This window comes from Burkholderia sp. 572 (genome assembly GCF_040545135.1).
Lineage (GTDB): Bacteria > Pseudomonadota > Gammaproteobacteria > Burkholderiales > Burkholderiaceae > Burkholderia > Burkholderia cepacia.
The window spans coordinates 42,172-61,472 of sequence record NZ_JBEPLH010000028.1 but is presented as its reverse complement, the minus strand read 5'-3'; the positions used below and the strand labels follow the sequence as shown (position 1 = coordinate 61,472).

Below are 19,301 nucleotides of genomic sequence, written 5' to 3'. Positions count from 1 at the left end.
GCCCATCCAGATTGGATAGCGATACTCATCCATCCGGATGCCTTTTCTGCCTTGATGTCTCTTTTGTTTCCGTGAATAAATATTGCCGCACATCCCGCAGCATTTTTTATTCTTTTCATGCCGCAACCTTGCCGATACCGGCAGATCATGCTGCCGGCTCTCCGTCTTTTTCTAGGTCGACGATTCGGCCGCAAATGCCGACGCGAGAAGCCTCGCGGTCGCACGCAAACAGGCCTCGCCGATCTCGCGTGACGATCCTCGCGCATCGCCCAGCACGCCGTTTCGGGAGATCGACGCCACGCCTTCCTTCCACATCCGGTTCAATTGCTCGGTCGTCATGGCGCCCACGTGGCCGGCCGTGAGTCGAGCGAGTCGCACACTGTCCGGATCAAGGTGGATCATCAGGGAGGTTTCGGCGATGTCTGCGTGTCCGCCCACGGATTCCGGATCGCCGCCGGCTTCCTCGACGGCCAGTCGCCATTCGCGCAGCCACGCCTGATGATCCGTATAGGCAAGCACCTGGACGTCTGGCCCGACGGCCTGTCGCAATTCCGGCAACATCGCATGAAGGGCATTGAAGTTACCGACATGCGCCGAGAACAGATAGATGCACTTGAATCCATGTGCCGCGAGGCTCACGCAGTAATCGTGGCAGAGCGCGGCATACGTGTGCTCCTGCAACGAGATCGTGCCCGGGAAGGCCATGTGGTGCTTCGAGCATCCCACTCGTATCGTCGGCGCGATCAGGGTTCGCCCCAGCAACGTGGCGATTTCCACGGCCAGCGCGTCAGCATGATCGGCATCCATGCTCAGCGGCAGATGGGGGCCGTGCTGCTCGATTGCGCCGCAAGGAATGATGACGCGATCGAACTGCGTGGCCAATGCGGCCGCCACGCCCTCATACGTCATGCGCGCAAGATGCAGCGTTTCCGGCAGTTTGAGATTGCTCACGATCAGGCCTTCTTATTGCGGTTCAGAAATCTGGATCTTGCGTCCGCGGTCCGCGCGTTGCCGAGATATCCACGCAGGTCATCGAGCGTCATCTGCAGCAGAGCTTCGTCGTTCATCCGTGGACTCTCGCGCAGCGTTCGCTTGATGGCGGCGAACAGCTGGCGATCTTTGGCGCAAAGCGCGCGGCATTTGGCCAGCGCGTCTCTCAGCGTTTCATCGTGCGCGGAGATCGCGTCCACCGCGCCTATCGCCAACGCTTCTCCGGCCGTGATCAGTTCACCGGAGAAAAGCAGCGAACGCGCGGCACGCCGACCCAGCAGGGCCGCTGCGTGGCGCATGCCTTTTGCCGCGGGCAACAGGCCGTGATTGATCTCGGGAAATCCTAGCCGGGATTCAGCGGACGCGACGACGTAGTCCGCATGCAGCGCCATTTCGAATCCGGCACCCACTGCATAGCCGTTGACCGCGCACACGAGCGGGCTCGGATACTGCTCGAGTTGCGCCAGGAACGCGTGGAACGCTTCCATGCGCGACAGGGCGAGCTCATGGTCCGCCACTTCATTGATATCGCCGCCGGCACAAAAGAACTTCTCTCCCGCCCCGGTGAACACGATGCCGGGTGGCACGTCGTGTCGAGCGAAGTCGCGGAAGACGGACATCAATGCGGTGATGAGCGGTTCGTTCAGTGCGTTCGCCGGCGGCCGGTCGATCGTCAGTTGCACGACGTCCGCGTCGATCCGTGTGCAAATCAATTCGTCGGTTTTCATACCTGATGTCTCGTGAATTTACATCGAGTCAGTGTAGGTCCGACGGGGCCAAATTTAATTTTGATTTGCCGGCGCCATCGTTGATTCGGCGGATTAAAATCGCGTCAGTCGGATGGCCCACCGTATGTTGCACCGAGGGCGGCGATACATGAATTCACCGAGGCCAGGCAGGCGCAGAAAGCGAGTGAACCGTGGAACCCAACAATCCTGAAATCGGCATGTCCGCTTCGCGAGCCATGACAGACCCGGTGAAGATCAACTATCAGCCGTTCGATCCGGACTCCGTCGATTTGCCGGTCATTTCCGTTCTCCTGGAGACGAGCGGAAAAGAGGATGAGCTGCCGATGCACGTTCATCGCAAGGGGCAATTGGTCGTCGCATTGAGCGGGTCGGTCATGTGCCGATCGCCGAGCGGATGGTGGATCGTCCCGCCCAACGGCGCGGTGTGGATTCCGGGCGGCATTCCGCACAGCAATCATGCTTCCGATTTCGCCAAGCTGTACGTCATCTTCATTCCGCCCGACGAGGCCGGCCTGCCCACCGACTGCCGCAGCTTTACGATCACGCCGCTCATCCGCGAGTTGATCCGTTCACTGGCCAGGTTTCCGCCCGACTATCCGAAGGACGGCCCGGTGGGCCGGCTCGCCAGAGTGCTGCTGGATCAGCTCGCGCTGCTGGCGCCCGACGACGTCTTTCTCCCGATCTCCGACAATCCCCGGCTTCAACAGATCGCTTCGGCGTTGCTCGACAACCCCGCCGACCGCAGCACGATCGCGGAATGGGGGCGCCGATATGCGATGAGCGAACGTACGCTCGCGCGGCTGGTACGCAGCGAAACCGGCATGACCTTCGGGCGCTGGCGCGAGCGTCTGCATATCATCATTGCGCTTCAGCGATTGTCGGCAGGCGCGTCGGTTCACGCAGTGGCGCTCGAGCTCGGCTATGAAGGTCCGAACTCGTTCATCACCATGTTCAAGAAGACCATGGGACAAAGTCCCGGCAAGTTTCGCGTGGACCAGAAGGAGGCGTCCTCGCGCTGATCGAAACGCGGCGGCTGGCGCTACGCCGCCGCCCCTTTCACAGCTGGCGCGCCCGCTCCCTCAAGTGGAACTTCTGGATCTTGCCGGTCGCTGTCTTCGGCAGCGGCGAGAACACGATGGTCTTGGGCACCTTGAAATGTGCCAGCCGCTCGCGGCAAAACGCGATGATGTCCGCTTCGGTCACCGCCGAATCGTCTTTGAGCGCGATGAAAGCACAAGGTGTCTCGCCCCACTTGTCGTCGGGACGCGCGACGATTGCCGCCTCCAGAACGGCGGGATGGGAATACAGTATGTCCTCGATCTCGATCGACGAAATGTTTTCGCCTCCCGAGATGATGATGTCCTTCGAGCGATCCTTGATTTCCAGGTAGCCATCGGGATGCCATACCGCGAGATCGCCCGTGTGAAACCACCCGCCGGAAAATGCCTCCACGGTGGCGTCCGAATTCTTCAGGTAGCCCTTCATCACGTTGTTGCCGCGCAGAAATACCTCGCCGAGCGTTTGCCCGTCTTTTGGAACAGGCTCCAGCGTATCGGGGCTGGCTACCATCACTGCCTCGAGAGCGGGGCCGCGCACTCCCTGGCGGGCCTTGAGCCGCGCTTTCGCATCGAGATCGAGTGCATTCCACGAGTCGCGCCACACGCATTGCACGACCGGCCCATAGGACTCGGTCAACCCGTAGGCGTGCGTCACGTCCCAGCCCATGCGCTCCATGCCGGCGATCACCGAAGCGGGCGGCGGCGCACCGCCGGTCATGACCTTGACTCCATGACGGATGCCGGCTTTCAGCTCCGGCGCGGCGTTATTGATCATGTTCAACACTACGGACGCCGCACAAAAATGCGTGACCGCCTCGGTGCGGATGGCGGCGAGAATCCGCTCGGCCCGCGTATGGCGCAGAAAAACACTGGTGCCGGCCACCAACGCCATGGTCCACGGAAAGCACCAGCCATTGCAGTGAAACATCGGCAAGGTCCATAGATAGGTCGTGTCCTCGTCCAGATGCCACGATAGTGCGTTCGATACTGCGTTCAGATATGCGCCGCGATGGTGATACACGACGCCCTTGGGATTGCCCGTCGTGCCGGATGTGTAGTTCAGCGATATGGCCTGCCATTCGTCTTCCGGCATCGCGACAGAAAATTCTGTGTGCGCGGCCTCCTGCAGCAACGCCTCGTAGTCTTTTTCGCCGAGCAGATCGCCTTCTCCGAACTGTGGGTCGTCGATGTCGATGACCTGAATGGCGCGGCCGAGCCGTGCCAGGGCCTTCTTCACCGTCGAGGAGAATTCGCGGTCGGTGATCAGCAGCTTCGCGTCGCCGTGGCCGAGAATGAACGCGATCGTGTCGGCATCGAGCCGTGTGTTGATGGTGTTCAGGACAGCGCCGCAAAGCGGTACACCGAAATGTGCCTCGAACAGTTCGGGCGTATTGGCCGCGATCATCGCCACCGTATCGCCGTTGCCGATGCCGCGCCCGCGCAGCGCGCCGGCGAGCATCCGGCACCGCCGGTAGGTTTCGGCCCAGTCGCGGCGTATCGTGCCGTGCACGATGGCCGTGCGCTCCGGCCAGACGGACGCGGCGCGTTCGAGAAACGTCAGCGGCGACAAGGCAATGAAGTTCGCCGGGTCGCGCTCGAGTCCGATCGTATAGGGATTTTCCGCCGTCGTTTTCATGCGGGCCGCCCCGCGGCCACGGCGCTCGCGCGCGCGCCGACGATGTCGGGGTTTTCTGCGTGTCTCATCTCTCCTCCAGTTGCTTTTATGGTCACGAAACGCCCTGCGATGAGCGTCACGACTTCATCCGGAACAACGCTCCCGCGATCGGAACGGGACGACCCGATTTCTGCATCGGCACGGCGGCGCGACCGGATGGCGTCAAACTTCCTGATCGTCGTGAATTCGCTCTATTTTTCTCTGCTCGACCATGTTCAAACCGTAGCCCTCCAGGCCCACGATCGTTCTTTCATGATTGGAGAGCAGGATCATGTTCTTCACGCCGAGTTCGGTGAGAATTTGCGCGCCTATTCCGTAATCGCGCAGTTCCGGCTCGGCAGGCTTGGGATGCATCATGGCACGCACCCGCTCGGACACGGCCGTCGGGCGGGATTCGCGGATCACCACGATGACGCCGCGATTCTCGTTCTCCAGCAAACGCGCCGCGCCGCGCAGGGACGCGAGGTGGTGACCGCCGATGACGTCGTTCATGGTATCCATCGCATGCATGCGCACGAGAACGGGGTCGGCGCCCCGTAGATCGCCCATGACGAAGGCGATATGCTCGACCTGATCGATCCGGTTCCGGTAGACCACGATCCGCCAATGCCGTCCATTCGGCTCGGTGAAGCTCCCGTGTTCAACGGCCTCGACGAGCCGTTCCGTTCGTCGGCGATACGCGATGAGATCGGCGATCGTGCCCAGCTTCAGCTGATGCCGCCGTGAAAAGGCGATGAGGTCCGGCAGCCTCGCCATGGTGCCGTCGTCGTTCATGATTTCGCAGATCGCACCGGCCGGTGCGAGCCCGGCCAGCCGGGCGATATCTACCGCCGCCTCGGTGTGGCCCGCGCGCACGAGCGTGCCGCCGTCGCGCGCCATGAGCGGAAAGACGTGTCCGGGAGAAACGAGCTCGTCTCGCCCCGTTTCCGGATTGATCGCCAGCGAAATCGTGCGGGAGCGGTCGGCCGCCGAGATGCCGGTGCTCACACCGTCACGCGCCTCGATCGACACCGTGAAGGCCGTCTCGTGCCGCGAACCGTTGATTCGGCTCATCAAATGCAAACCCAGCGATTCGCAGCGCGAGCGAGTCATCGCGAGACAGATCAAGCCGCGCGCATGCGTCGCCATGAAGTTGACGGCGTCGGGCGTGGCGAATTGCGCGGGAATGACGAGGTCGCCTTCGTTCTCACGGTCCTCGTCGTCGACCAGAATGAACATCCGCCCGGCGCGCGCTTCTTCGATAATCTCCAACGCCGTTGCGATGTCGGCGCGCGAATCTGCCGGCCGGCCGGCGGACATTGCGTTACTCATGAGAGCACCTTACGCGATGTGATCACGACGCCTGCGCCAGTCCATGAATCTGGATAGGCCGCGTCTTGTCGATGGGAAGCGTCGTCTTGTTGGCAAGCCGTTTCAGGACGACGTTCGAGCGAACGCTGGCCACACCGGGAAGCGACGTCAGCTTGTGCGTGATGATGTGTTCGAGTTCGACGAGATCTCTCGCCACCACCCGCAGCAGATAGTCGGTTTGCCCGGTCATCATGAAGCAGTCCATGACTTCGGTGATGCCTCTGACCGTGTCGGCAAAACTCTCCCGCGCCTGCATGCCCTGCCGCTCCAGACTGATCTCGACGATGGCCATGATGCCCAGGCCGAGCAGGGACGCATTGAGCACGGCGACGCGTCGGCTGATTACACCGAGACGCTCCAGATTTCTGACCCTGACGAGACAGGGAGAGGGCGACAGGTTGACTCGAGCCGCCAGTTCGAGATTCGTCAAACTTGAGTCCTCCTGAAGTTCACTCAGGATGCTAAGGTCTATCCTGTCCAGCGCAACGTTCATAGCCCGCGTCTCCTCTTTGCACAAGGCTCCGGTGCCCTGAAGTTCGAACGCTCGCTTGCGCGGCAGAACATCGATTTCCGCTCCAGCAGGCATTCGAACAACATCACCTGATGAACAAGTTTATGCCTGGCAGCTCCGCGGAAAATTCTGATAAAAAGTCGAGTTATCACCAAAAACGGTCATTGTCGCCGCACGCTCGGGAAAACCCGCAACTCGTCATACTTGCGACACGCAAGCCGAGATGGCGATCAGGCCTTTCTGGGCGGCGGCAAGTCCGTGCAGACGCCTTCATACAATTCGGCGGCCATGCCGACCGATTCGCCGAGCGTCGGGTGCGGGTGAATCGTCTTGCCGATGTCTTCGGCGTCCGCGCCCATTTCGACTGCGAGACACACTTCGCTGATCAGGTCGCCCGCGTTCAGGCCCACGATGCCGCCGCCGATCACGCGATGAGTTTCCTCGTCGAAGATCAGCTTCGTGAAGCCTTCGTCGCGGCCGTTCGCGATCGCGCGGCCCGATGCGGCCCACGGGAACACCGCCTCGCCGTACTTGATGCCTTCGGCCTTGCACTGATCTTCCGTCTTGCCGGCCCATGCCACTTCCGGATCGGTGTATGCCACCGACGGAATCTGCAGCGCGTCGAAGTACGCCTTTTCGCCGTGCGCGGCTTCGGCTGCGACGTGGCCTTCATGCACGGCCTTGTGCGCGAGCATCGGCTGGCCGACGATATCGCCGATCGCGAAGATGTGCGGCACGTTCGTGCGCATCTGCTTGTCGACGTCGATGAAGCCGCGCTCGGTGACCGCGACGCCCGCCTTGTCCGCGCCGATCTTCTTGCCGTTCGGGCTGCGGCCTACCGCGACGAGCACAAGGTCGTAGCGCTGCGCTTCCGCGGGTGCCTTCTCGCCTTCGAACTTCACGTAGATACCGTCTTCCTTCGCTTCCGCGCCGACCGTCTTGGTCTTCAGCATCACGTTGCCGAAGCGCTTCGCGTTGAACTTTTCCCAGACCTTCACGAGATCGCGGTCGGCGCCCATCATCAGGCCGTCCATCATTTCGACGACGTCGATCTCGGCGCCGAGCGTCGAGTACACCGTCGCCATTTCGAGGCCGATGATGCCGCCGCCGATCACGAGCATCCGCTTGGGCAGCTGGCGCAGCTCGAGTGCACCGGTCGAATCGACGACGCGCGGGTCTTCCGGCATGAACGGCAGCTTCACTGCTTGAGAGCCGGCGGCGATGATGGCCTGCTTGAACTTGACGATCTTCTTGCCGTTGTCGCCCTGCACTTCCATGTGGAACGGGTCGACGAATGCGCCGATGCCGGTCACGACTTCGACCTTGCGCGCCCTCGCCATGCCGGCGAGGCCGCTGGTCAGCTTCTTGACGACGCCGCCCTTGAAGTCGCGCAGCTTGTCGAGGTCGACTTGGGGCTTGCCGAACGTGATGCCGTGCGACGCGAGCGCTGCGGCTTCCTCGACGACCAGCGCCGTGTGCAGCAGCGCTTTCGACGGGATGCAGCCGACGTTCAGGCATACGCCGCCGAGTGTCGAATAGCGTTCGATGAGCACCGTCTTCATGCCGAGGTCGGCGGCGCGGAACGCGGCCGAGTAGCCGCCGGGGCCGGCGCCGAGCACGAGCATGTCGCACTCGATGTCGGCTGAGCCGCCGTAGCTGCCGGCTTGCGGCGCCGGAGCGGCAGCGGCTGCGGCTGCGGCCTGTGCCGGAGCCGCAGCCGGTGCCGCGGCCGCGACGGGCTTGGCGGGCTCTGGTGCTTTCGCCGGTGCGGTGGCGTTTGCGGACGCTTCGACGAGTGCGATCACGGTGCCTTGGGAGACTTTGTCGCCGGCTTTGACTTTGATTTCCTTGATGGTGCCTGCGATGTGGCTGGGCACTTCCATGGATGCCTTATCGGATTCGAGCGTGAGGAGCGTTTGCTCTTTTTCGATCACGTCGCCGGGTTTGATGTTGACTTCGATGACATCGATGCCGTTGAAATCGCTGATATCTGGAACTTTGACTTCGATGAGACTCATGTACGTCCCCTTCTTGTTGGCTACGGAGAGAGGGAATGGAAACTCGCGCGATGAACCGGCCACGGCCTGACAAGAGAACGCGAACCTGGGCAGAACCACCTTTGCTGTCCGCCCAAGGACGCGCCTTTCTTTTGGTTACTTTTCTTTGGAAGACAAAGAAAAGTAACCGCCGCCCCGCGCAGGGGCGACGCTAGCAGACCGTATGCAAAACAGGTTCAACGACAGTACGGGGCGCACCGACAAAAACGCACGCCCCCGCGAGCCCCTCTTCTCATCAAAGAATGATGCGACGGAAATCCGCGAGCAACGCGCCAAGATAAGCATTGAACCGCGCGGCTTCGGCGCCATCGATCACGCGATGATCGAACGCCAGGGAAAGCGGCATCGTCAACCGCGGCACGAACTGCTTGCCGTCCCACACCGGCTTCATCTGCCCGCGCGACAACCCGAGGATCGCCACTTCCGGCGCGTTGATGATCGGCGTGAAGTGCGTGCCGCCGATCCCGCCGAGCGACGAGATCGAGAAGCAGCCACCCAGCATCTGATCGGGCTTGAGCTTGCCGTCGCGCGCGGCCTTCGACAGCTCGGCCATTTCCTTCGCGATGTCGACGAGGCCCTTCTTGTCCGCATCGCGGATCACCGGCACGACCAGACCGTTCGGCGTGTCGGCCGCGAACCCGATGTGGTAGTACTGCTTGAACACCAGGTTGTCGCCGTCGAGGCTCGCGTTGAAGGTCGGGAATTTCTTCAGCGCGGCCACCACCGCCTTGATCACGAACGCGAGCATCGTGAACTTCACGCCCGCCTTTTCGTGCTCCTTGTTCAGCTGCACGCGCAGCGCTTCGAGCTCGGTGATGTCCGCTTCGTCGTTGTTCGTGACGTGCGGGATCATCACCCAGTTGCGATGCAGGTTCGCGCCCGAGATCTTCTTGATGCGCGACAGCGGCTTCGGCTCGAACGGGCCGAACTTCGCGAAGTCGACCTTCGGCCACGGCAGCAGGTTCAGCTCGCCGCCGCCTGCCGGCGCGGCTGCCGCGCCCGGCGCCGCGCGCTGGCCCGACATCACGCCCTTCACGAAGCCCGTGATGTCGTCCTTGGTGATGCGGCCCTTCGGGCCGCTGCCCGACACGCGCGCGACGTCGACGCCGAGCTCGCGCGCGAACTTGCGCACCGACGGCGATGCGTGGCTGGCGCGAGACGGCTCGCCTTCGCGCGCCGGCGCGTGATGCAATGGCGCGGATGCGGAGTTCAGTTCGGGCGCCGGCGCAAGCGCCGGCACCAGCCCTGTCGCGACATTCGCCGACGGACACGCGAGATCGCGCGCAGCCGAGGCGGCCGCAGGCACAGGCGCCGCGTCGTCCTGCCGCTCGCCGTCGCTGTCGAGCAGCGCGATCAACGTGCCTTGCGACACCGTCTCGCCGACGGCGACCTTCATCTCCTTGATCACGCCAGCGGTGGGACTGGGCACATCCATCGTCGCCTTGTCCGACTCGAGCACGACGAGCGACTGCTCCCGTTCGACGCGTTGTCCGACTCCCACCAGAACTTCGATCACGGGGATGTTCTTGTAATCGCCGATATCCGGCACTTCTATTCGTGTCACCCGCACATTCGTCTCCAACAGCAAGCATTTCAACAGTCAACGCCCCCTCTTCATCAGGTCGGACGCACTTGATTCGATCGGATTTCCCGCGATGGACCGATGGACGCGCAAGGCCTTCGAGCAGCCACTTCGCGCGCCGCTCGCACGACGCTCACCGGTCAACGGGTGCTAGACCAGCCAGGGTTCGGTCAGCCCGGTTCCGCTTCGCCCGTATCGGTCGATCGCCTGACGCACGACGTCAGGGTCCTGCCGGCCCTCGTCGACGAGTGCTTTCAGCGCGGCGATCACGATCGACGCACGGTCCACTTCGAAGAACGCACGCAACGCCGCACGTGTATCGCTGCGCCCGAAGCCGTCGGTGCCGAGCACGACGTAGCGGGACGGTACATACGCGCGGATCAGCTCGGGCACGGCGCGCACATAGTCGGTCGCGGCGATCACCGGTCCACGTGCGGCGCCCAGGGCGGCCGTCACGTAGGGCACCGCAGGCTCGCCGTGATCCAGTAGCCGCTGCGCACGCTCCGCGGACACGCCGTCGCGATGCAATTCGGTAAAGCTCGTCACGCTCCAGACGGCCGCGTCGATATTCCAGTCGTCTTTCAACATCCGTGCCGCGGCCTGGACCTCACCGAGAATCGCGCCCGAGCCGAGCAACTGCACCTGCGCGATCTCGATCTGCGCGGGCTCCAGCACGTACATCCCCTTGAGCACGCCGCTACGGACGCGATCGAGATCCGCTTCAGTCAACGAACGTTGTGCGTAGTTTTCGTTGGTGACCGTCATGTAGTAAAAGACGTCGCGCTGACGCGCGATCATCTCCTGCATGCCCTCGTCGACGATCATCGCCACTTCGTACGCGAAGGCCGGATCGTACGCGCGGCAGTTCGGTATCGTCGAGGCCGCGAGGTGGCTCGTGCCGTCTTGATGCTGCAGACCTTCACCGCCGAGCGTCGTCTTGCCGGCCGTCGCGCCGATCAGGAAACCGCGCGCGCGCTGATCGGCAGCCGCCCAGATCAGGTCGCCGATGCGCTGGAAACCGAACATCGAGTAGTAGATATAGAACGGCAGCATCGTCAGATCGTGCACGCTGTATGACGTCGCCGCGGCAATCCACGACGACACCGCGCCCGCCTCGGAGATGCCCTCTTCCAGAATCTGGCCGCCGGTATCCTCACGGTAATAAAGCATCGAACCCATGTCTTCCGGCTCGTACAGTTGACCGAGCGGAGAATAGATGCCGATTTGCCGGAACAGATTCGCCATGCCGAAGGTGCGCGCCTCGTCGGCGACGACGGGCACCACACGCGGCCCCAGCTCGGCGTCCTTCAACAGGTTGCCGAGCATGCGCACGAACGCCATCGTGGTCGACATTTCCTTGTCGTTGGTATCGAGCGCGAATCGTCCCCACGACGACATCGCGGGCACGGCCGGCGCGTGCGACGCCGCTGTGCGCCTGCGCGGAAGGTAGCCGCCCAGCGCCGCACGGCGCGCGTGCAGATACTGCATGACGGCACTGCTTTCGTCCGGCTTGTAGAACTTGAGTTGTTCGACATCGTCGTCGGAGAGCGGCAGGCGAAAGCGGTCGCGAAACGCCTTCAACTGTTCGATGTCGAGCTTCTTCTGCTGATGTGTGGTCATGCGCCCCTGGCCGATCGAGCCCATGCCGAAGCCCTTCATCGTCTTCGCGAGAATCACCGTAGGTTGCCCGCTGTGTTTCGACGCCTTGTCGTAGGCAGCGTGCAATTTGCGCACATCGTGGCCGCCGCGCCGCAGGCGGTCGATATCGTCGTTGCTCAGATGCGCGGCGAGTGCGGCCAGTTCGGCGTTCTGACCGAAAAAGCGGTCACGATTGTAGGCACCGTCGTTGGCGGAAAAAGTCTGGAACTGGCCGTCCACGGTGTGCGCGAACGCGCGCAACAGCGCCCCACTGCGATCGCGTGCGAACAGGGGATCCCAGTCCGAACCCCACAACACCTTGATGACGTTCCAGCCCGCCCCCGTAAACTGCGCCTCGAGTTCGTCGATGATGCGGCCATTGCTGCGCACCGGTCCGTCGAGCCGCTGCAAATTGCAGTTGATCACGAACACGAGATTGTCGAGCCGCTCGCGCGCGGCCAGCGACAGCGCGCCGATCGCCTCGGGTTCGTCCATTTCGCCATCGCCGAAATAGCCCCACACCTTGCGGCCTTCCGTGCGTTGCAGTCCGCGGTTCTGCAGATAGCGCATGAAGCGCGCCTGGTAGATCGAGTTGATCGGCCCAATGCCCATCGAGCCGGTCGGGAACTGCCAGAAGTCCGGCATCAGCCACGGATGCGGGTAGGAACACAGGCCCGCACCGGTGATTTCCTGTCGGTAATGCTCGAGATGCGCTTCGTCGAGAAAACCTTCGAGGTAAGCCCGCGCGTAAACGCCCGGCGCGGAATGGGGTTGAAAATAGACGAGATCGCCACCGTTGGCATCGTTCGCGCCGCGAAAGAAATGATTGAAGCCCACTTCGAACAGGTCGGCCGCCGACGCATAGCTGGCAATATGCCCGCCGAGTTCACCGTAGGCGCGATTGGCCCGCACGACCATGGCCAGCGCATTCCAGCGCAGCGCGGCGGCAAGCTTTTCTTCGATATCGAAGTCTCCCGGATACGGCGGCTGCTGAGCGACGGCGATCGTATTCACGTAGGGCGTGACATTGAGGCGCGCCGTTGCGATACCGTTGGACGACGCGTGGGCCGCGAGCCGATCGAACAGGTACTGAGCCCGTTCGGCACCGGCATGCCGAACCACGCCATCGAGCGCATCGAGCCATTCGGCGGTTTCGAGTGGGTCGTCGTCGACTTTCGTCTGGCCCAGGGAAAGGATCGAGGGTGTCCCCGTCGATAAGTCGGTCATCTTGCAACTCCGTAAAAGCAATGCGAGTTCAGTGGCGAGTGCGCAAAGATTACGGGGGATGCCGCAGAATGTGTGGTCGTATTGAAGGCCGCCAAAGCGGTATCGGCTGCAGTGTCTTCTGCGGAATGCGCGATCTACAGCATTTCTATTCGATGCGCGCGGTCTCGCATGGAGAACCCGGCGTCACGGGCGGGAAAATGGGCGAAGGCGCGGCTTCATGCATCGCCCACAACGTCCGCTGCGCCATCCGCTCGGTCGTCCATCTCGGTCGCAGCCGCCGGCGCGAGCCCGGCCTCCGATTGCGTGCGAGCCAGCGCGGCGAAATAGCGGCCTGGCGAATGCCCGAGCGCTTTCTTGAACATGGTGATGAAGGCGGTTACCGACTCATAGCCGAGCTCGTCCGACACGCGTTGCACGGAAGCGCCGCCGGCAAGCTCGCGCACCGCAACGAGCAGTTGCAACTGCTGCCGCCAGCGGCCGAAGGTCAGTCCCGTTTCACTGACGACGAGTCTTGCCAGCGAACGCTCGCTCATGGCGAGACGCTTCGCCCATTGCGCGACGGTGCTGCGATCGCCGGGATTGGCGTTCAATGCGTCCGCCATCTGCCGGATGCGCGGATGATCCGTAACCGGCAGATAGAGGCGCTCGACCGGCATCAACGTCAGCTCATGCAACAGCACGCGCGCAAGCCGGTCGGTATGGCCGCCCTGCTCGTAGTCGAGCGGCGCACCGGCCAGATGCAGAATCATTTCGCGCAGCATCGGCGAAATGGACAGCGTGCAGCACTCCGTCGGCAAGTCGACGACACCGGGCTCGGCGAACAGATAGCAAAGCCGGGCATTGGGTGTCGCATGGTTACTGTGCGGCATCTCGCCGGGAATCCAGACGCCGCATTGCGGCGGGACGATCCAGAACGCGCCCGCGACCCGGCAGGTCACGGCGCCGTGCAACGCCAGCACCAGCTGCCCCTTCTGATGCTTGTGAACCGGAATTTCGGCAGCATGCTCGTCGACGTGCATGCACATCGCTACCGCCGGCCGATCGATCGCGTCCGGATCCGCAAAATCAGGAAGGCTAACGTAACGGTTCATATCGGGCATTCTAGCGACATGTTGAAATTGTGGCGAACGATGCGAAGCATAAGCAGGCACAGCCGCATCACGTGCCACGCTGGAATGGCGCCACGACTTCATTGCGCGAGACCGCCCCTTCCCGGACGCCCGACGTCCGGGCTCGCGCGTGAGCGGTTCGACGGTGTCGATGCCCATGCAGTCCGGTTCGGCCCCGATTGTGCTTCGTACATGGGCTGTGGCGCGTCACGTGCACGCTCGACGAGCCGGGCGAACCCCACGATGGCGTCGAGCAGATCGGCGTGGACGGCACCGCGAAGTTCAGCGGGCCACCGACCGCGAATTACGCTTCGATCGACCGCTCTCACCGCACAATCTGCCGAACGGAGCACCGCCGCGGCAACACAAGAATAATAAATACTGCCTGGACTGCGGCAATATTTCTCCGTGCAATCAAGATGACTTCACGATCCCGGCGCCCCGGATTTCTTCAAACGCAATGAAATACGGAGCGACGGAATAATAAATCAAGCGAGACAGTTTTTTCACACCAATACCGAACGGACGATGGCGCCGCACCATTGTGCATGGCGCTCGCCCCGTTCGGGACGGGACGGCACGGTCGTCGATCGAATCCGCCGGGCCGCCGCATTTGCATCAACAATCAGCTTCGTAAATTTATCAAGTATTCGTCGCATTAATCGTCGATTCTTCAATCCCATTTTAATGGCACCGAATGCTCGCCCATTCGCGCCACCACCTTTAACCCGGCAAGAAAATGCAATACCCGAAGTAAAACCTTTTCTTTTAACGCGAGGAGAACGATGTGGAAATACGGAAAATCAACGTCTACGACATCATCGACAGTCGCAGAATCGGCAGGAGGCAGTATTTCATCGTCGCCTTCTGCGCGCTGCTGATGCTTTTCGACGGCTTCGACACCCAGGTCATCAGCTTCATCGTGCCCGTTCTCGCGAAAGAATGGCAACTGCCCAAGGCGGTATTCGGCGCGATTTTTTCAGCGGTGTTCTTCGGGTTGCTGATCGGCAATTTCGGCATTCCGTTCGCGACCCGACGCTTCAGCACGAAGAAGATCGCTTTCGTGGCAACCGCTGCTTTCGGCCTGTTCACCGTCCTGACCGTCTTTGCCACCAGCGTGCCGCAGCTGATCGCCTTGAGGTTCCTCACCGGCATCGGGCTCGGAGCGGCCACGCCTTGCGCGGTGGGCCTCGTTTCGGAATTCAGCCCGAAGAGAACCCGCGCGACTTTCGTCATTCTCGTCTACATGGGATATGCGCTGGGGTTCATCTTCGCGGGCATCTGCAGCAGCGCGTTGATCCCGCGGTTCGGCTGGGAAGGCCCACTGTGGCTGGGCGGGCTCGCGGCAGTCGGCTTGACGGTGTTGCTCGTCCCGCTGCTGCCGGAATCCGTGGCCTACCTGTCGGCGAACGCGCAGCCCGGTGAATTGCTTCGTGCAACCAAGCGCCTCTTTCCCGATTTCACGCTGCAAGCGGACAGCGAACTGGTCACTCACGAAGAGAAGCCGGCAGACGCAAGTGTGCTCGGGTTGTTCTCCGCACAATTCCGCGTGGGGACATTCCTGCTGTGGGCCGTATTCGCCATCAACCTGGCCGCGTTCTATTTTCTGCAGAGCTGGCTGCCGACCGTTCTCGCGTCCATCTCGTTCCCACCCGCGCTCGTGGTCTGGGCGACCATCACCGTGATCATCGGCGGCATGGTGGCCAGTCTGCTGATGGGACCCATCATGGATCGCACGAGCCCTTACAGAATTCTGTCCGCGGTCTACGTCGGCGGCGCCGTGTCGATGTACGCAATCTCCATCGCGATCGGCTCATCGCATCTCGCTTTACTCACGACGATCTTCTTTTGCGGCTTTTGCATCAGCGGCGGACAAACCTGCGCGATCGCGTTGTGCACGCTGTTCTATAGCCCGGAATTGCGCGCCCCGGGCGTCGCGTGGGCCTACGGATTCGGTCGGCTCGGCGCCGCGGGCGGCACTTACCTCGCGGGCGTCCTGTACGCGAACAACTGGAGCGTCGACGCGATGTTTCGCGTGGCAGCCGCGCCAATCCTCATTGCAGCGGCTTGCGTGGCGCTGATGGGCGCTTGCTATGGCCTGACGAAGAACGGCCTGAAGAAATCCTTTTCGGCCTGACCGGTACCGCTCGCTGAATCGATGAACGTCAAGTGAACCGTTCTTTTGTATGGCCTTTTGATTGCGGAGATCTCATGAAAACCAAAAAAATCGAAATCATTGTCGGCTCGCTCGTGGGGCTGGCCAGTTCCGTCGCGCATAGCCAGAGCAGCGTCACACTCTATGGCGAGATCGACAACGGCATTCATTACCAGACCAACGTAGGCGGCGGCAAAGCCGTCTACATGGACTCGCTGGACGGCATCGACGGCAGCCGCTGGGGGCTGACCGGCAAGGAAGACCTGGGTGGCGGTCTCAAGGCGATTTTTACGCTCGAGTCCGGCATCAACGTGAACAACGGACAGTTTGCCCAGGGCGGCACGGCGTTCGGCCGGCAGGCTTTCGTCGGACTGAGCAGCGACACTTACGGCTCTCTCACCGCCGGCCGTCAATACGACATGGTGTGGTATTTCCCCGAGTTTCTTGCCGGATCCGCGGCGGTTGGCGACCTGCCGAGCGCGCATCCGGGAGATTTCGACAACACCAGCAACAGCGTGCGATTCAACAACTCCGTGCGCTACATGAGCCCGGACTTCCGCGGCTTCTCCTTTGGCGTCGAATATAGCCTTGGCGGCGTACCCGGCGACTTCACGTCGATGTCGGGCTATTCGCTTGGAGTCGGTTACACACACGGTCCGCTTCAGATCGGCGCGGCGTTCGATTACTTCAAACACCCGACCTCGACGCCAGGCAACGGATGGTTCACCAACTATGCAAGCGGCTTCAATCTGCTGGCCTCCTCTCTGAACTCGGCCTATCAGGTCGCGCAGGCCTATCAGGACGCCGTCATCGCGGCGGCCTACACGATCGGAAACGCGACGATCAGCGCATCGTATTCGAACGTTCAATACGCCAATCTCGGTGCGGGGTTCATGAACGGTACCGCCGTCTTCAACAACTACGACATCGGGTTGAACTACCGTGTCACGCCGGTCTTTTTCGTCGGCGTCGCGTACGACTACATGAACGCGCGGAGCGTCACGACGGCACAAGGCAATGCCGTCGGCAACCAGCACTACAATCAGGTGGCGTTCACGCTGGATTATCTGCTGTCGAAGCGTACCGACGTGTACTTCTCCGGCGGCTGGCAGCGCGCTTCGGGCACATCGTCGACGGGCGCGCCAGCCGTCGCCAACATCGGCGGCTCCGGAGATTCGTCGAATAACCACCAGATGGTTTATCGGCTCGCTATACGACATAAGTTCTGAGCGTGGCTCGCCCTGGAGCCTACATGACGATGCAGCGATATTGCAGCGCCAGCATGCGGACGCCAGGGTCATTGTTCAAGGCTGCTGGTTCGACGCCTGCAAGGATGGCGTCGCCACCGCGCCTGCATCGCGGACATCCCGATTCCGGCGAGCCTGCGCCATATCGGGCGGATAGGTCCGCTGCCTGGGCGAGTGAGTCGAAATCCAGCCGTCGCGTTCTGCCTGAACGAGTTCGGCCCGCACTTCGGCGCGCGTCTTTCCGCTCGTGACCACGGCCGCGGCGCAGCCCGCATCGACTACACCGGCGCTCGCGGCAAACGGGATGCACGTGACGAACCAGAGTATCGCTGCAATTGTCGTGCGCATGAGAATCTCCTTCCTTGTGAGGCCGTGGCGCCGCGCTCAGACGAAGCCATACATGGTGAACAACATGACGTACGGGATCTGCTGTCCCGCCGAATTGCAGACCATGACGTCGGCCCTCTGAATGGCGCACGCGGACACGATTGCCTTTGCGACTTTCGAAATGACAAGTTTCATGATGATTAACTCCCCAATCTGACCCGACCTTACGGTCGATCTCTCGGCAATCCGTCGATGGTGCTGAGCAGCGCTCGAAGCGCTGCATCATGGGTTCATGACGCATCGCGGCCATCGACATCGCACAACGCTTGTTCACTACCGGGTCGAAGCACGGGAACCCGGCACGTCGGTGCTTTGAAGCGTCTGCGTGATGCGTACTTTATCGACATCCAGCCAGCATGAATTTGTGGAAGATGACAACGCATCTGCAAAAACTGCCAGAGTTTTGCTGATGCACGATGTCCTGTCGGCGGTCCATTGCCGAACCGCGCGCCGATTCGAGGCGGTCGTTCGGAGACAGCGCCAAATGCCGGACGATCGGATCGGGATCGACTTTCATCTGCTTCGCCTGATCGTCGTCGAGCCGTCGGCCAAAGCAAAGTCGTCAACGTTCGCGAAGTAAAAATGTCACTTCAGACGTCGATACGGGGCATGCAGATTGCATGGACGAGCCTGACCGAGGCCCCACACGATGCACCTCGCACGCGCGAAAGCGCGGCGACGTGCATACTGGCGTGGCTCGCTCCACCCGCCGCTTGCGGCCGTATCGCAAGAGCATCACCACGAGGAGGCTCACGCATGACGACGCCGTTCGAACCGGGCGACCATGTCCGCTGGAATTCCGAAGCCGGTTACGTGACCGGCACGATCATCGCGGTGCACACGCAGGATTTCGACTACAAGGGCCATCGTCATCGCGCGTCGCCCGACGATCCCCAATACGAAATCAAAAGCGATCGCACCGACCACATCGCCGCGCATCGCGGCCGCGTGCTCGAACGCGTCGCCGGCAAGGAGCGCACGTGACGCTCCCGTTCTACACGATCGGCCATTCGAACCGCACGCTCGACGAACTCGTCGCGATGCTGCGGGCCGTCGACATCACGCTGCTCGTCGATATCCGCAAGATGACGCGCTCGCGCACCAACCCGCAGTTCAACGAGGCAACGCTGCCCGACGCGCTGGCCGCTGCCGACATCGGCTACGAGCACATCGCCGAGCTCGGCGGGCTGCGCGGCAAGTCGCGCGACGTGCCCGACGCACTCAACGGCTTCTGGACGAACCGCAGCTTCCATCGGTACGCCGACTACGCGCTGTCGCCGGAATTCCGCGCCGGCCTCGCGCGGCTGATCGCGCTCGGGGAGCAGCAGCGCTGCGCGCTCATGTGTTCGGAGGCCGTCTGGTGGCGCTGTCACCGGCGTATCGTGTCCGACTACCTGCTCGCGCGCGGCGAGACGGTGCTGCACATCATGGGCCTGAATCGTGTGGAGCCGGCGCGCATCACGGCCGGCGCGACGGTCCGCGATGACGGTGCGATCGTCTATCCGGACGCCGACGGCGATACGCAGGAAGATGCCGCGGCGCAATCGAACGAATGACCGGGCGTCG

The 19,301-nt window shown here is 62.2% G+C and carries 16 protein-coding genes; 5 read left to right on the top strand and 11 right to left on the bottom strand.

The genetic code is table 11. From position 1 onward, the window contains the following. Positions 1-171: 171 nt before the first annotated feature. Together ABIC51_RS35280 and ABIC51_RS35275 are read right to left on the bottom strand one after the other, a co-directional pair. Entirely contained in the window at positions 172-951 is a 780-nt protein-coding gene (locus ABIC51_RS35280) for a creatininase family protein (RefSeq protein ID WP_011548531.1), read from the bottom strand. A 2-nt stretch (positions 952-953) separates the two neighbouring features. After that, on the bottom strand, positions 954-1,718 hold the full coding sequence (locus ABIC51_RS35275) for an enoyl-CoA hydratase/isomerase family protein (RefSeq protein WP_011548532.1): 765 nt from the start codon (positions 1,716-1,718) through the stop codon (positions 954-956). Between the two features lie 218 nt (positions 1,719-1,936). On the opposite strand from ABIC51_RS35275, the gene ABIC51_RS35270 reads away from it, so the two are divergent. After that, a complete protein-coding gene (locus ABIC51_RS35270; RefSeq protein WP_011694458.1) occupies positions 1,937-2,758 on the top strand; it encodes an AraC family transcriptional regulator in 822 nt (273 codons plus the stop codon). Between the two features lie 37 nt (positions 2,759-2,795). On the opposite strand, the gene ABIC51_RS35265 is transcribed toward ABIC51_RS35270, so the two are convergent. The 7 genes from ABIC51_RS35265 to ABIC51_RS35235 form a co-directional block, all read right to left on the bottom strand. After that, positions 2,796-4,433: an acyl-CoA synthetase gene (locus tag ABIC51_RS35265; RefSeq protein ID WP_011548534.1), complete on the bottom strand. Its 1,638-nt coding sequence runs from the start codon at positions 4,431-4,433 to the stop codon at positions 2,796-2,798. 201 nt (positions 4,434-4,634) lie between these two features. Beyond that, positions 4,635-5,783, bottom strand: a complete 1,149-nt coding sequence (ribB, locus tag ABIC51_RS35260; protein WP_011548535.1) for a 3,4-dihydroxy-2-butanone-4-phosphate synthase — start codon at positions 5,781-5,783, stop codon at positions 4,635-4,637. 22 nt (positions 5,784-5,805) lie between these two features. Then, a complete protein-coding gene (locus tag ABIC51_RS35255) occupies positions 5,806-6,315 on the bottom strand; it encodes an Lrp/AsnC family transcriptional regulator (RefSeq protein ID WP_011661374.1) in 510 nt (169 codons plus the stop codon). A gap of 248 nt (positions 6,316-6,563) precedes the next feature. Then, entirely contained in the window at positions 6,564-8,351 is a 1,788-nt protein-coding gene (gene lpdA, locus ABIC51_RS35250; protein WP_011548537.1) for a dihydrolipoyl dehydrogenase, read from the bottom strand. A gap of 274 nt (positions 8,352-8,625) precedes the next feature. Further along, positions 8,626-9,960 (bottom strand): dihydrolipoyllysine-residue acetyltransferase, encoded by a 1,335-nt coding sequence (gene aceF / locus ABIC51_RS35245; protein ID WP_226113945.1) that lies wholly within the window; start codon positions 9,958-9,960, stop codon positions 8,626-8,628. Positions 9,961-10,122: 162 nt separating this feature from the next. Then, positions 10,123-12,837, bottom strand: coding sequence for an alpha-ketoglutarate dehydrogenase (mdeB, locus tag ABIC51_RS35240; protein ID WP_011694457.1), 2,715 nt, complete (start codon positions 12,835-12,837; stop codon positions 10,123-10,125). A 215-nt stretch (positions 12,838-13,052) separates the two neighbouring features. Further along, on the bottom strand, positions 13,053-14,030 hold the full coding sequence (locus ABIC51_RS35235) for an AraC family transcriptional regulator (RefSeq protein ID WP_011548540.1): 978 nt from the start codon (positions 14,028-14,030) through the stop codon (positions 13,053-13,055). 703 nt (positions 14,031-14,733) lie between these two features. On the opposite strand from ABIC51_RS35235, the gene ABIC51_RS35230 reads away from it, so the two are divergent. Then, positions 14,734-16,083 (top strand): MFS transporter, encoded by a 1,350-nt coding sequence (locus ABIC51_RS35230; protein WP_011694456.1) that lies wholly within the window; start codon positions 14,734-14,736, stop codon positions 16,081-16,083. Between the two features lie 74 nt (positions 16,084-16,157). Then, positions 16,158-17,330 carry a porin gene (locus ABIC51_RS35225; RefSeq protein WP_011548543.1) on the top strand — a complete coding sequence of 391 codons (1,173 nt, stop codon included), beginning with the start codon at positions 16,158-16,160 and terminating at the stop codon, positions 17,328-17,330. Between the two features lie 75 nt (positions 17,331-17,405). Here ABIC51_RS35225 and ABIC51_RS35220 read toward each other — a convergent pair whose 3' ends face one another. Next, positions 17,406-17,696, bottom strand: coding sequence for a DUF4148 domain-containing protein (locus ABIC51_RS35220; RefSeq protein ID WP_011548544.1), 291 nt, complete (start codon positions 17,694-17,696; stop codon positions 17,406-17,408). A gap of 376 nt (positions 17,697-18,072) precedes the next feature. Next, positions 18,073-18,252, bottom strand: a complete 180-nt coding sequence (locus tag ABIC51_RS35215; protein ID WP_124675975.1) for a hypothetical protein — start codon at positions 18,250-18,252, stop codon at positions 18,073-18,075. Between the two features lie 239 nt (positions 18,253-18,491). Between ABIC51_RS35215 and ABIC51_RS35210 the strand changes: the two genes are divergently transcribed. Then, complete coding sequence (locus ABIC51_RS35210; protein ID WP_011548546.1) at positions 18,492-18,719, top strand: hypervirulence associated TUDOR domain-containing protein; 228 nt, start codon at positions 18,492-18,494, stop codon at positions 18,717-18,719. After that, complete coding sequence (locus ABIC51_RS35205; protein WP_011548547.1) at positions 18,716-19,291, top strand: DUF488 domain-containing protein; 576 nt, start codon at positions 18,716-18,718, stop codon at positions 19,289-19,291. The genes ABIC51_RS35210 and ABIC51_RS35205 overlap by 4 nt, the downstream gene beginning before the upstream one ends. Positions 19,292-19,301: the final 10 nt, after the last annotated feature.

Bases quoted from the DNA above. Each gene is read 5' to 3' on its own strand.
- ribB (WP_011548535.1), bottom strand. From the start codon at position 5,783: ATGAGTAACGCAATGTCCGCCGGCCGGCCGGCAGATTCGCGCGCCGAC.
- ABIC51_RS35215 (WP_124675975.1), bottom strand. From the start codon at position 18,252: ATGAAAGTCGATCCCGATCCGATCGTCCGGCATTTGGCGCTGTCTCCG.
- ABIC51_RS35270 (WP_011694458.1), top strand. From the start codon at position 1,937: ATGTCCGCTTCGCGAGCCATGACAGACCCGGTGAAGATCAACTATCAG.
- ABIC51_RS35255 (WP_011661374.1), bottom strand. From the start codon at position 6,315: ATGAACGTTGCGCTGGACAGGATAGACCTTAGCATCCTGAGTGAACTT.
- ABIC51_RS35235 (WP_011548540.1), bottom strand. From the start codon at position 14,030: ATGAAGTCGTGGCGCCATTCCAGCGTGGCACGTGATGCGGCTGTGCCT.
- ABIC51_RS35225 (WP_011548543.1), top strand. From the start codon at position 16,158: ATGAAAACCAAAAAAATCGAAATCATTGTCGGCTCGCTCGTGGGGCTG.
- mdeB (WP_011694457.1), bottom strand. From the start codon at position 12,837: ATGACCGACTTATCGACGGGGACACCCTCGATCCTTTCCCTGGGCCAG.
- ABIC51_RS35275 (WP_011548532.1), bottom strand. From the start codon at position 1,718: ATGAAAACCGACGAATTGATTTGCACACGGATCGACGCGGACGTCGTG.
- ABIC51_RS35210 (WP_011548546.1), top strand. From the start codon at position 18,492: ATGACGACGCCGTTCGAACCGGGCGACCATGTCCGCTGGAATTCCGAA.
- lpdA (WP_011548537.1), bottom strand. From the start codon at position 8,351: ATGAGTCTCATCGAAGTCAAAGTTCCAGATATCAGCGATTTCAACGGC.
- ABIC51_RS35265 (WP_011548534.1), bottom strand. From the start codon at position 4,433: ATGAAAACGACGGCGGAAAATCCCTATACGATCGGACTCGAGCGCGAC.
- ABIC51_RS35220 (WP_011548544.1), bottom strand. From the start codon at position 17,696: ATGCGCACGACAATTGCAGCGATACTCTGGTTCGTCACGTGCATCCCG.